General features: G+C 66.5%; 13 protein-coding genes. 8 read left to right on the plus strand and 5 right to left on the minus strand.

From position 1 onward, the window contains the following. Positions 1-310 precede the first annotated feature (310 nt). The 4 genes from IEZ06_RS23655 to IEZ06_RS23670 all read left to right on the plus strand — a co-directional run bounded on the left by IEZ06_RS23655 (position 311) and on the right by IEZ06_RS23670 (position 4119). Positions 311-1228 (plus strand): hypothetical protein, encoded by a 918-nt coding sequence (locus tag IEZ06_RS23655; RefSeq protein ID WP_153054399.1) that lies wholly within the window; start codon positions 311-313, stop codon positions 1226-1228. Between the two features lie 551 nt (positions 1229-1779). Beyond that, positions 1780-2511, plus strand: coding sequence for an Rv1352/Rv1906c domain-containing protein (locus IEZ06_RS23660; protein WP_189238883.1), 732 nt, complete (start codon positions 1780-1782; stop codon positions 2509-2511). Positions 2512-2692: 181 nt separating this feature from the next. Then, the gene (locus IEZ06_RS36565; RefSeq protein WP_203872096.1) at positions 2693-3277 is read left to right on the plus strand and encodes an SHOCT domain-containing protein; all 585 of its coding nucleotides are present in this window, start codon (positions 2693-2695) and stop codon (positions 3275-3277) included. A gap of 569 nt (positions 3278-3846) precedes the next feature. Then, positions 3847-4119, plus strand: coding sequence for a hypothetical protein (locus IEZ06_RS23670; RefSeq protein WP_189238884.1), 273 nt, complete (start codon positions 3847-3849; stop codon positions 4117-4119). Between the two features lie 178 nt (positions 4120-4297). Here IEZ06_RS23670 and IEZ06_RS23675 read toward each other — a convergent pair whose 3' ends face one another. Together IEZ06_RS23675 and IEZ06_RS23680 are read right to left on the minus strand one after the other, a co-directional pair. After that, complete coding sequence (locus tag IEZ06_RS23675) at positions 4298-4855, minus strand: hypothetical protein (RefSeq protein WP_189238885.1); 558 nt, start codon at positions 4853-4855, stop codon at positions 4298-4300. 219 nt (positions 4856-5074) lie between these two features. After that, on the minus strand, positions 5075-5452 hold the full coding sequence (locus IEZ06_RS23680; protein WP_189238886.1) for a hypothetical protein: 378 nt from the start codon (positions 5450-5452) through the stop codon (positions 5075-5077). Between the two features lie 596 nt (positions 5453-6048). On the opposite strand from IEZ06_RS23680, the gene IEZ06_RS23685 reads away from it, so the two are divergent. Then, on the plus strand, positions 6049-6765 hold the full coding sequence (locus tag IEZ06_RS23685) for a hypothetical protein (protein WP_189238887.1): 717 nt from the start codon (positions 6049-6051) through the stop codon (positions 6763-6765). Positions 6766-6988: 223 nt separating this feature from the next. On the opposite strand, the gene ltrA is transcribed toward IEZ06_RS23685, so the two are convergent. Continuing rightward, a complete protein-coding gene (ltrA, locus tag IEZ06_RS23690) occupies positions 6989-8380 on the minus strand; it encodes a group II intron reverse transcriptase/maturase (protein ID WP_189238888.1) in 1392 nt (463 codons plus the stop codon). A gap of 680 nt (positions 8381-9060) precedes the next feature. Further along, positions 9061-9264, minus strand: a complete 204-nt coding sequence (locus IEZ06_RS23695; RefSeq protein WP_189238889.1) for a hypothetical protein — start codon at positions 9262-9264, stop codon at positions 9061-9063. A 450-nt stretch (positions 9265-9714) separates the two neighbouring features. Here IEZ06_RS23695 and IEZ06_RS23700 point away from each other — a divergent pair, with 450 nt between their 5' ends. Beyond that, the gene (locus IEZ06_RS23700) at positions 9715-10629 is read left to right on the plus strand and encodes a thermonuclease family protein (RefSeq protein WP_189238890.1); all 915 of its coding nucleotides are present in this window, start codon (positions 9715-9717) and stop codon (positions 10627-10629) included. Positions 10630-10664: 35 nt separating this feature from the next. Continuing rightward, positions 10665-10907 (plus strand): hypothetical protein, encoded by a 243-nt coding sequence (locus IEZ06_RS37700; RefSeq protein ID WP_189238891.1) that lies wholly within the window; start codon positions 10665-10667, stop codon positions 10905-10907. A gap of 135 nt (positions 10908-11042) precedes the next feature. Here the strand turns inward: IEZ06_RS37700 and IEZ06_RS23710 are convergent, their stop codons facing one another. Then, positions 11043-11432: a hypothetical protein gene (locus IEZ06_RS23710; RefSeq protein ID WP_189238892.1), complete on the minus strand. Its 390-nt coding sequence runs from the start codon at positions 11430-11432 to the stop codon at positions 11043-11045. 621 nt (positions 11433-12053) lie between these two features. Between IEZ06_RS23710 and IEZ06_RS23715 the strand changes: the two genes are divergently transcribed. Then, a complete protein-coding gene (locus IEZ06_RS23715) occupies positions 12054-12389 on the plus strand; it encodes a histone-like nucleoid-structuring protein Lsr2 (protein ID WP_189238893.1) in 336 nt (111 codons plus the stop codon). The last annotated feature ends 170 nt before the right edge of the window (positions 12390-12559 follow it).

Raw genomic sequence — 12559 nt, forward strand, 5'->3', positions numbered from 1 at the left:
CGCCAATCCCGACCAGGCCACCCTCATTTACCTGCGAAAACAGGATGGAATCAGCTCAATCACGAAATGTGGGCCAGATCCACATTCGGTGCAGGTGACATGATCCCATCGTGACCGGACGGTGGCGGCGTTCCCAGGTACCGGACGGCTACAGCTCCTTCGCCATCACGAAGTGATCACCGCAGCCGGCCGAGGAAGTGCACAGCACCTGGCGGACAGGGAGGCGGTCCCTGCCGTCGCGGTCCGACGGCGGCTCATCCCGTCGGCATAAACCGGGCGTCGACGGCGTGCGGCGGGATACCGTTGCAGGATGGCGAAATCGCGGCGCCGTCGACAACCGCAGCCGAACGCCCGGACGGTCAGCCGCTCCGGTGATCCCCGGCGTCGGGCCCTGGCCGCTACGGTCAACGCGCACACCGACCCGGTGGAGCGCGCCGCGGCGCGGATAGCGGCGACGGTCGCCGGCCTGGATCCGTCCGACCCGATGCAGGTTCCCTCCCTGCCACCGTTGTTCGTCGACGTGGTCGCGGCCGAATACCTGCTCCCGGCCGAGCGCTGCCTCGACGACTGCATGGCGCTGGCTCATGCCTATGCCCAGCTCGGCATCCCCGCCCAGGTCCGCGCCGCAGAGCTCACCGTCACCGACCGCTCGGCCAAGACCAGCATCACCTACGGCACCCTGGCGCCCCGGTGGGAGAACGGCATGATCCACGGTCACACGGTGGTGTGGCTGCCGACCCTGCGGTGCCTGGTCGACGTCACCGCCGAGCAGTTCCCGCAGATCGCCGTGCTTGACGGCGGTCCCGTCATCATCGTCTGCGGTCCGGACGACGGTGCGGCAGGCCGCATTCAGACCCGCCGCCGCAACACGCTGCTGGCCTACGCCCTGGCGCCGCCGGAGACGACCGCCGCCCTGCTGGAGCATCCGGTACCGCGCGCCGCCGCCGATGACTACCGCCGCCGTGGCCTCAACATCGCCTCTGCGGTGATGACCATCGTGGCCGAGTCCCTGCCGCACGACAGCATCGGGCTGATTCCGCACCGGCGGGCCGCCGCGTTGATCGAGGCCATCCGTCCCCTGCCGCAGCATGAGACCTCCGCCGGAGACCGGTGCTTTCTCCTACCGGGCGCAAACGGCACGCCAACCGTCGCGCGACTGGACCAGATCCCGCTTCCCGCAGGGACCCCTGCCGCTGCCGCCTTCCCTGTCGGCCCGTCTTCACGTTGACGCCGCGCGGCTCAGGTCAGGTTGTTGCATCGTTCGGTGACCGCGCATCGATGCCGTGCCCAGCGCGCATTGGACACGGGTTCGTCTCCCCGGTCGCTCTCTGCGATGGTCTGCTGGGGGCGGCTGTCCTTCGTAGCCGACGGGATGCCCGGGCCTGAGCTTCATCGACCGGCCGTTCGACGCCGTTCCCGCCGAAGCCTCCGCCTCGGTATCCCGAGGAGTGATTGTGCGAGCGGCGAGGTGCTCCGGTGACGCCAGGGCGGTTGGGGGACCTACGCCTTGACCAGGCCACCTCCCGCCTTCTTCATCAGGCGCTCGCGCCGTGCGCGATCCCACCGGGACAGACCTGGGCGGTCGGCTGACAGGCGATGCCTGCGGCCTTGACCTCCGCGGCCGGCCCTGAGGTGCCCGGTGAAATAAGGGAAAGACTCCAGGAAAGAGATTTTGGGCCAACTATACGCGAAGTCCGGCTATCCCTCCCGGATGCAATCTTTCATTAAATTTTCCCAACCATGGGACACATTTGCCATATATGGGCATACGGTGGACATATGAATAGATATTTATGCGCGGCGGCCGCTATATTAACGGCATCGACACTTGGGTGCTCTTCAACAAACGAGCCGCTTGAATCTCAGGCATCCGGAACGCTCACTCCATCAATGTCCCCAACATCGCCTCCAACATGGGAGACCACTTCACCAGAACCCGTCGACCCCTTGGAAAGCTTCAGCGCGGAAGAAAGAGAATACCTGAAGGCTCTCGAAAAGAAGAATCCGGACGACTATCCACTTGAACCGGATTATGTAGTGGAAAGCACTTTAGAGTCCGGTCTCGAAATTTGCGGTGAAGTTGCAAAAGATGTTTACGACGAACCCACCAAGGCGCCAGGAGGGCCAAACATAAATCGACTAATAGAAATAGTAGATGAAATGTCCTACGATAGCGGCGGCGTAGATTCCGATGTCGCAGGACCGGCTTTTAAATACCTGTGCCCCGAACACGCGAAAATGTGGAAGAGGGCTCACTCCGGATTCACCGAAGGCGTCCAGACGGTAGGGGAAGACATTAAGCCGGGAATTTATCATACCGCCTCTGGGCTTTTTCCCCACTCTGGCTCCGGGCTTGTAACCGACTGCTACTGGGAACGATCTACCGACAATGGCGATACGATCGCTAATGACTTCATCAAAAATGCCCCAAAGGGTGTAACCGTCACAATCAGAGCGAGCGATGGGGGATTTACAAGCGAGGGGTGTGGGAATTGGTTGAAGATAGGTTGAGCTCTTGGTTCCTCACTTGAGCAATCATTGCCATAATCGGATTGAGCAGCTCAAGCCGGGGCCGTGCTACCACAGCGAGCGGTAAGCGACAACCTGAATCTACGGATATTGGAACCCTCCAAGGGCTTATGGATTGAGAATAAGACCGTAAGCATCCGGATCGTGACAGGCAGAGGCTGAGATGAAGTGGCCCAATAAGGAAGATCGCGCTAAGAAGCAGGCCGCATCAGCGGCCCGCCGTCAGCAAGAGATAACGAAGTTCGGTCGCGAGGTCGCACGGGAGGCCTTCGGCGGAAAGGTCATTGCCGTCCATGAGCGAGGCTTCGTCAAGATAGGAGGCGTGTTCCAGGAGGGCACATTCGAGCGCTTGGTAGCGATCGAGGCAAGCGCAGATGTCGGGAAGAAGAGCGGGCTAGGCCGTGGCGTAGCTGCGGCGATGACCATGGGCGTCAATCTCCTCGGGTCAAATAAGCGGGGCGATGTCTACTTGACCCTCGTGACCGACTCACAGACCTACGCATTGCGCGAGGCTCCCCCTACCGCCGGAAACATGACACGCTCTAAGAAACTGGAGGCAGCCGGAAATTCAGTCCTGAGGGCCGGTGCGGGCACCGGAAATCGCGTCAGCAGCGGCGCTCGCAAGGCTTCGAGCAGCGGGACCAGTGTACGTGAGCGAATGAACGAGCTGAAGAAATTGCTGACTGAAGGCCTTATCACCGAAGACGAGTTTGAGCAGAAGCGAAAGTCGCTACTTAATGAGCTGTGATCGCCCTCGAATTGATCTGCGGACCGGACAAGGAACGTCACTTCATCAATCCAGCCGATACAATAAAATCTTGCCGGTTCCACTTAGTCATAAGGCTGATTTCAGGTAGCCGCCCTTTCCCCACCTTCATACTTCAAGTCGAGACGGACACTTTCGTTCTCCACGCAGGCTCGTTGTCCCACCACGACGGAGGCGATGACAGCCACTCTGCGACCGCGTGAGTGCCTGCGGCACCGCAGCCCCCTGTCCGGCTTCTGCCACGATGATCCGTTCGGCGGACAGCACGGCTACAGGCTGTCTACGCTGGCTCCGCCCCTACTCCCCCATCGGACAGGTGATCCGTGGACGGTCGTCGCACCCGCAGGGCACCTCGCGCTCCCGTGGTCCACGCCCGCACCCAGGCAATGCGGTCCGAGGCCAGCCGGGCCGAGCCGTTCGACGGTGCGGCGTTCGTCCTTGTCGGCGTCGCCGCGTGCGGCGCGTGCGAGAGGGCCCTGACCGGCCAAGAGCATCCATCAGGCCGCTTCTATGCATGCGATGCCGCCGGGGGCGGCTGCGGGATCGTCCGCGTGGCCGCCGGCCCATTGGAGGACCTGGTCGCCGCGCGGGTGCTGACGGTGATGACGGCGCCGCAGACCCGGGCACGGCTCGTTGAGCTGGGCCAGACCAATGGCCTGGACGCGCTGACGGCCGAGGCGTTCACCCGCTGGTGGCAGAGCGCCGACGGCCCGCACCGGCACGCGATGATCGTGCTGCTGCTCGATCAGGTGCGCATCGCCCCGGCCCTGGGCGGGCGGCTCGCGCCGGTCGACGTGAGCCGGGTGACGTTCACCTGGCGCTAGCGGCTGCCGCAGGGCTCTCGAGCGGCCACCCGTGATGTTCTCGCCGCCGTCGTCACGAGTCGGCCGTGACGTGCTGACTGCCACTACGGTCTATCGCTGCCTCGCCCGGCGCGTCGGCAGGCACCGCACGGGCACCTACCTGCGGGCCGGCACGTCGCGCATGGGAGAGAGCTACGGCTTACGCCGCGGCTGGGCGTCGGTCGACCAGCCGAAGGGCTTCCTGCCAGGCAACCGAGCGGGCCGCTTCCGGGCTGAGCGCGCCGCACGTGGTGCGCCGGCAGCGCCACAGCACCTCAACGGCCCGACGGGCGACGCGCACGTGCTCGATGATCAACAAGGTGAGCGCGGTTTCGGCCTCGATGATGGCGGCCATGGTGGCGGCGATCGCAGGATCGGTGCAGTGGCGGGTGATGCCGTCGGCTTCCTCGACCAGTGCCGACCAGTGGAGTTGGCCCCGGACGGCGGCGCATGCGCGGTCGGCGATCTCGTTTTCCGGCGCGGACCGGTCCGGGTTCAGGTGATCTTCGGCGATCGTCAGGGCAGTGTGCACGCTATGGGCATGGCTCTGGCGCAAGTCGGCGCAGGCCAGGTGCAGGAGCCGGAGACGATCGGCGAGGGCTTTGGCGCTCCAGCCCAGCACGGTCAGATGGCCCTGCCCCTGCTCGACCCGCCAGCCGATGCGACGTAACGCCCGGCACACCCGCTCCCGATCCGGCCACGGCACCACGAGCTGCATCGTCCACGCTGTAGCGCTGGACGAAGCGGGATAGACCTCGACATCGCTGTTGCCGGTCTGCAGACAGAGCCTCCTTATGGCGGAGGCCTGATCGGTGTCGCCGTGTTCGGACCGATGGCGTCGCATTGTCACCGTCTCCTCAAAGCACAGGGGCCCGTGGCGCGTTGGTGTGCCCGGCCGGAGTGGAGGCTGGGCACACTGGATGCGTCGGGCCGAAGGTCAGCAGGTCCCCGCGGGCTCGGAGTACATCCGGGACGGCCAGGAGCTGCTGCGGTAGTAGGGGGAGGAGTACGGCAGCGACAGGGTCTTGGAGCGGCCCCCGCACAGGGTCGTGTAGACCAGGCCGCCGTTGCTGAAGTACACGCCGACCCGGGCGCGCGTGCTGGCCCCGCAGGAGTTGTGCACCGTGATCTTCCCGTTGGTGCGGGTGGCCGGGTTGGCGGGCACGTACCCCCAGTACCCGCCGCAGTTGGCGGCCGCGGCGGTGGCCGAAGTGCTGGCGGTCGAGGCCGAGGCGGCCGGGGCGGTGAAGGCAAGGCTGGCGGCCACGGTGGCGGCGAGGGTGAGAGCGAACCCGATGCGGCGCGGCGTCGTCATGGAAACCTCCGGAATGCAGCAGTGATCTTTTCGGGTCCGCAGCGTAGGTTTGCGTCGCCCGGCAGGTAACCGAGCGATATTTACACGTTATCTTGACAAGCAGTTATGTATATCGTTAGTACGCGATGACCGTTTCCCTGAAGCAACAGAGCGGTTTTCATCCGTCCGGATCACAGGGTTATAGCGTGACCCGCGGGAGGTTTCCGCCGTACCGCGCTCGCAGCCACGGGCCGCCATTGGAGGTTGGAGCGCACCGAGAACGCGCTCGCAGCCGAGCGCACCGCCCACGAGCCGGCCGAGGAGGAAGCCGCACGGGCCCGCACCAAGGCCGTCGCCGAGCGACGGCGCGGGGAAGTTCACCGGTCCGCACGCAGGTCGTCCGGTAGGCCACCAAGCCCGCTGAGCATCGAGCAGTCCAGGCGCCGAACACCACTGCACCCGCCCGGAACCCTTTTCATCCTGGCGATGGAAAGGGTTTGATGTTCGTCGGAGGCCTGAGACGGTAAGCGCCGGCCGGGTTCCTTCAGCCGCCTACCGGCGGTATGCGCAGTGCCCGGCCATGTGCCGTTCCCGTACTCTCCGACGCTGGAGATGATGTGAGCAACCTGGATGAGCCGCCCGCCGCCTGGGAGACGCGACTTCAGGACATGAGCCCGGTCGACGGGCGAGACGGGGAGGAGGAACGCGTTGAGACCGGCCGGCTGGTTGCGCAGCGGGCGAGCTGGCCGATGTTGCACGACGTCGAGGACGGCGCCACGGTGGACATGAGCCAGGTGTGGCCTGTCTTGGGCAAGACCGGACCGCCCGAGCGGGCAACCGCGCTCGTGGAGACCTTGGCCCGGCAGGCCGGCGGGGCGGCTCAGCGCCTGCTGTTCGGGGTGCGCTCGCTGTCCGACCGAAGTGACCACGACATGCTGGTGCACGTCGACGTCGTGACGGGCGACCTGCTGGAGATCGCCGCCTGGTCCCCGGGATGCCCGCTGAATCCTGACCGCAGCTGGTGGTTGCGGTGCACCCTGGCCGTGGAGTCCGCGACCGGGTTCGAAGCAGGCGGGATCAACGGTGTCGATCTGCGTCCCCACAGGACCGCCTTCGCCGTCGGCGGCCAAGACGGGGTGACGGTGTTCCAGGAGGACTTCGGCGGACCGCTGGGGGACATCGCGGCGCGCTTCTACCTCGCATGGGAAGGCCGGCGTGCGCTCGCCGACCGGCTGGGGTGGCGGCGACCCGAGCCTCCATCCAGGACGCTGCCGCTGGCGGAGTTCCTGCAACAGGCACGGAAGCGCGTGTGGCCCTCAGCGGACATGCTGTGAGCTTTTACTGGATGCTCGTGCCGCAGGTCATCGAAGCCGATCACCATTCAGGATGTAGGGTCGGGAGCTGGCGCGGTGGCTTCTCCTGGCGGTAGGGCTCGGGGCCTGTCTTCCGCCGGTTTCCCGGTCGGCTGTGCCTTCCCCGATGACCATGACCAGGTTCGTGGCTCCGTTTCCAGCTCCCGCCGCATCGAACCGGGCGTGCGGTTCTCCCGCACCCGGCTCACCGACGCCGTTCACCGGCGGCATTCGGCCTCACCCGCCAGGGCTTGCCCGCCCTGGGTGCGACGGTGATTCCATACAAGCTGATCAGTCCGAGGTCGATCGGCCGGGCATTGAGCAGTACCTGCCAGCCGAACGCCATGCTGCGGCGGTGTCGTCGGCGCATGAAGTGCGCCAGCCGCCACTGCGCATATCGTCTGATCTTGCTGAGGCGCTGGGCCGAGTGTCCATAGCGGAAATAGGCGGCCCAACCGCGAAGGAAGGCGTTCAACCTCTCCACGATCGCCTCCGGCCACAGCAGCATCCACCGCCGGGAGGTGATCTCCCGGATCCGGTCGCGAGCGTGCTGCATGGCCTTGTCCGCGGGCCAGCGAGCCAGGAACGTCACCTTCGGCTTGCCCCGATCCCCTCGGGAGCGCACCAGCCGATGATGAAAGCCCAGGAAATCGAAGCCGTCACCACCGACCTGCAGGTGGATGATGCGGGTCTTGGCCGCTTTCGGTTCCAAGCCGAGCACGGCCAGCAGTTCAGTCAACCGGGCCAGTGCCCGCATCGCCTGGCTGTGTGACCAGCACATCACGACCACGTCGTCGGCGAACCGCACCATCGCCCCATCACCGTCGTCCCACACCCGATCCATCTGGTGCAGGTAGACGTTGCAGAGCAACGGTGAGACCGGACCGCCTTGCGGGGTTCCGGTGACCGGCCGCCGCACCTGCCCATCCTCCATCGCCCCCGCACGCAGGATCGCGCGCAGCAGCGTGAGCACGGACTGGTCACAGACGCGTTCCTCGATCGCGTGCATCAACTTCTCGTGCGGGATCGCCGAAAAGCAATCGGCGATGTCCGTCTCGACCACCCACCGGCGACCCCGCGCGCACTCATCCACGAGCACCTGCAGGGCATCGTGCGCCGACCGCTTCGGACGGAAGCCGAACGAGCAGTCGGCCATGTCGGCCTCGAAGACCGGCTCGAGCACGATCTTCACGGCCGCCTGCACGATCCGATCGCGAACCGCGGGGATCGACAGCGGGCGGTACTGATCCTTCAGCCCCGGCTTGGGGATCAGCACCCGGCGCGTCGGCAGCGGTCGATAGCGCCGCTCCCGCAGTTCGGCGGCCACCTCGTCCAGGAGCCGGTCGACTCCGTACTCCTCGACCTGGGCCAGGGTGGTCTTGTCGATGCCCGGTGCGCCGTTGTTGGTGCGCACCGCCACCCACGCGCGCTGCAGCACGTCTCTGCGGCAGACCTTGTCGAACAGCGCGTGGAACCTCCGTCCGGGATCGGCCTTGGCCGCCCGGTAAAGCGCATGCTGCAGGGCACGGACCGGATCACGCGGAACTCGTGGTTCCCGTAATCCCGACGCGGCGGGACTAGCCTGACCGGCACTCACCGGGCCCCTCCCTGGTCAGTCGCTGCACATCGACGAAGCAGCGGCCCTTCCCATCGCCGCCGGTTGTGTTGTCCGGTCGGCTCGATCGGTACTACGGCCGCCTCCGACGCCCACCCGGCACGCTGCCCACTTCCCGGCTTCGACCGGTTATAGAGCGCGAGGCTCCGGCAACGAAGCCAAGCTTCCGCAGGTTGCCGGGCCGGGGAGGGCCTCCCCAGTTCCCGTCGTCACTATCGATGCGTTCCGCGCCCCATACGCCGGGGAGTCCTTGACGGCTGCGCTTCCAGGGTCTTCACCGCGTCCATGGCCTTCGCCCCGGTTTCGAGAGGCTCGGCACTCCCTTGTCCCACCACAATGGCGGGCTGAGTAACGACGCCGCAGGCTTCGCTTCATGCTACGGACCGCACCGTCGCTCCCCCATTTACAGGGCCTTCGACGCTGGGCTTCGACCCCGCCCGTTTCCAGACGAAGCCGCCAGCCTGCTACCGGGCCTCCTGGCAGCTACCCGGGCCGGACTTACACCGGCAAGCGACGACGAGCTTACGAACAGCAAGATCCACCGCTATGTCACGGCTTCACCTCCTGCTCTGCTGGGCGCACGAAAAAGCCTCATTGGTAATGCCTCGGTGCGCGGGGATGGGAGGCGTGGAAAGGGCCGGGTAACTCAGTTGGCATGCGGCTTAAACGGTGACGTAGGGGCCGAAAGCAAATACGACGAAGAGCAGGCAGGCCAGGAGAAACAGTCCTGTGGCCACACGTGTGCCGCTACGGCGCTCGCTCTCGGTTCGATGAGGCAGGTTGGCGGTGATCAGCCATGTCGAGGAGAAGACGACCAGGGAGATCGCGATCGGGAACAAGGCATGGGCGATCAGCATGGCCAGCATGAAGGAAGCATCTCAGTCTCACGGCGGGATAGGCGGGTGGGAGCGGCTGGTCTGGTGTGTCTTGGCCTTCGCATGGGCCGGGATGGCGTTTTCTCTTGGCAACGGCGGACCCGGGCGGTCAGCCGAACCACGCTGAGCGGCGCAGGCGATGCGCATGCCGTACAGGGCCTCGACGCCCCCCAGCACTCGTTCTTCCTGGGAGAAGGTGCATTCGTCCTCAGGCGCAGACGAGACCGGGGTCAGCGGCCGCCGCGGCGGGACTGTCCCGCGAGGCCCGGACCGGCCTTAGGCCTTGATCGTGCGGCTGCGGTGTCGCCGTGAGCACAGTGCGCTCCCCATACTCCAGTGCAGCCAGGAAGATGGCCGGGCTCGGGAAACGCCTGCGCCGGGCACGAGCGCTCTGCGACGGTGGAAGCCGTCGGCTCTCCAGCCCGCCGCCAGGAGGCAGCCATGGTCGATCTCGGTTTCACCGGCCCCAGCAGGCCCGCCAACGACTACCGGTTCGTCAAGGTCAGCGACGGCGACACCCCCACCGTCGAGATGCCCATCCGCATGGTGTCCATCGACACCCCCGAAACCAGCTACGGCGGCAGTCCCACCACCGCCCAGGCCGCCCTCGAGCGCGCCAAGACCCGGCTGGCCGACGGCACCTACGACGCGCTGCCGCCGGACCTGCGCGACTACCTCATCGCCCGCATCACCCCGGACGCCGCACAGCGCCACCAGGCCGCCGGCAAAGCCGCCGCCCAGGCGCACACCGCGATGGTGGCCGAGCGCCTGACCCGCCCCGACGGCTCGCAGCGCAAGATGGCGGTGCTGGCCACCGGAGAGCTCATCGAACGCAACGGCCGCCTGCTGGCCTACACCGCGCCCTGGTACACCGGCACCGTCTCCGACCCGCTGCCGCCCCGCGACGATCCGCGGCGGCGCACCTTCAACCTCGACATGGTCGCTGCTGGCTGGGCCGCGACCTTCGTCATCTACCCCTCGATCCCGCCCGCCCCGGACCTGAATCTGCTGCTGGCCGAAGCCGAAGCGGCGTGGAGCGAGCAGCGCGGCGCCTGGGCGGCCTTCGGCACCGATCTGCTGCTGGGATACGAGTACCGGGCGTGCATCAAACTCGGCACCGCCGACCTGGTCCTCCCCGGCACCGGCGGCGTTTCGGGCGCGGCCGGTGCGCGGGCCGCGACCCCGGAGCAGGTGATCGGCGAGGCGTTCTCCCGGGTGTGCGTGGACCTGCGGACCCTGACCGAGGTCGGCCTGTACGGCTACCACCGTATCCCGCCCGCGCAGCGGTTGTGGATCTGGGCCACCGACCTGGACCAGGCCCGAAAAGACCTGCCCATCACGTCCGCCACCGGCTGAACGACAACGAAAGGTCCTTGCGACAACGCGACGGCATGACGCTGAACCGTCAGCCAGGAGCGCAGATCCGCCCTACCGTCGTCGGACGCGTCCTGGATGGCATGCTCCTCGGCATCGGCCGGCTGGCCGATGATGCGCCGTACTCCTCCGGAAAACACCACCGGCACGGGGTGAACGTCCGGATCGTATTGCTGCTCGAGCAGGTGCGCGTCGCCCCGGCCCTGGGCGGGCGGCTCGCGCCGGTCGACGTGAGCCGGGTGACGTTCACCTGGCGCTAGCGGCTGCCGCAGGGCTCTCGAGCGGCCACCCGTGATGTTCTCGCCGCCGTCGTCGCGAGCGGCCGTGACGTGCTGACTGCCGCTACGGTCTATCGCTGTCCTCACCTGGCGCGTCAGCGGGCACCGCATGGGCGCCTACCCGCAGGCCGGCCTCGCGGGAGCAGGGCGGTACTGCTGCAGGAACCGCTGGGCCGCCGTACAACCTGGCTGCGTGGCCTGGCATTCCGGGCATCGGCACCGATACTTGGCGTAGGTCCAGGCCCGGCCGTGCCGCAGGTCAGGGTTCCTACCATCCAAGAGCGCACTGTGGAGATGGCGCTCCCAGTCGCCGTCCCAGCGGGCCCGCCCATAGGCCACCTCATCGGATAGGCCGTGCTTTTCCATGGCCTGCTTCAACGGTGTGCCCTGGCTCACCGCGGCGAGGACCTGCGCGCGTACCTCGGGTGGGAAGACCTCGTCCATGACGCCGTGACGCCAGGGGGTGGAGCGGTGCTGATGCATGATGTCCTCGTAGCTGTTGATCACTGTCACTAGGTGACGACCCCTCAAAGGGGCGATGAGTGCTTCGCGCAGCGGTGCCAGCGCATGTGATCGCGACGACCCCTCGAAGGGGCGATGAGGACTACAGGGCACGACGCTACAGCGCAGGTCTCCAGCCGGGCAAGACCATCCGCCCATCGAGTCCGGTCGCTCTACCGGCCGAGCCTCGTCGACGGCGCGATCGGAGGCGGCGGCTGAAGGTGAAAGGCCGGCGCATCGGCGGGGACCGATGGCGAAAGACGCCCAGGCCTCCGGTCCGGTCGCACCCCGATGGCGTGCCGCGCAAGCGGCGTGAGCCATGGCGAGCACGGCCACGATTGCTTCTCCTCGGCTGGGTATGCCGCAGGGACGATCGCGGAGATTTCCGCTGCGTACCGCCGTCGTCGAACGTGACGGGGCAGTCTTCCGGTGTTGCCTGGCAGAGGATGTCCTGCGGCCGCTTCTTCATCACGGTTTAACAGCTCTGCGGCCGGTCAGTCCTCTTTCCCGTTCGCCGCGATGCGGCGTCATCGCATCTCAGTCGGCGAAACACCGGGTTATTTTCACGCCATCGACGCCCGGACCGGCTATCGTGAATCATGTTCGGTTTGATTAAAGGAGTCCATCATGGCAAAGCAGATCCAGGAAATCCTCATCGACGACCTCGACGGAGGTGAGGCTACCCAGACGGTCTCCTTCGCAATTGACGGCACCAGCTATGAAATCGACCTGAGTGATGTCAATGCCAAGAAGCTCCGCGAGCATCTGGCGCCCTTCGTGGCCAGTGCCCGCCGGGATCTGAGCGCCGGCGCGCCCAAGCGCCGACGCGGTGGTGCCACTCGGGCGCTCAGCCGGGAGAAGAGCGCCGACATTCGCGCCTGGGCCAAGCAGCACGGGCACCCTGTCAGCGAGCGGGGCCGCATCGCCAGCAAGATCGTGGAGCAGTACGAGGCCGCGCACTGACCCACCGCGGGAAAGGCCGGTGCGGTCTTGGCTTCCTCGCAAGGGGAGGCACGCGCTGAAGTCCGGCTCTGGTGTTCTCACCGCAACATGGGGAAATGGCGCCAGGAGCCGCGCGGTTGAACCGTGCCCGTCGGCGCTTACCGGCGGGCACCATTGCACACGGCCAGGGA

This window comes from Planomonospora antibiotica (genome assembly GCF_014647955.1).
Taxonomy (GTDB): domain Bacteria; phylum Actinomycetota; class Actinomycetes; order Streptosporangiales; family Streptosporangiaceae; genus Planomonospora; species Planomonospora parontospora.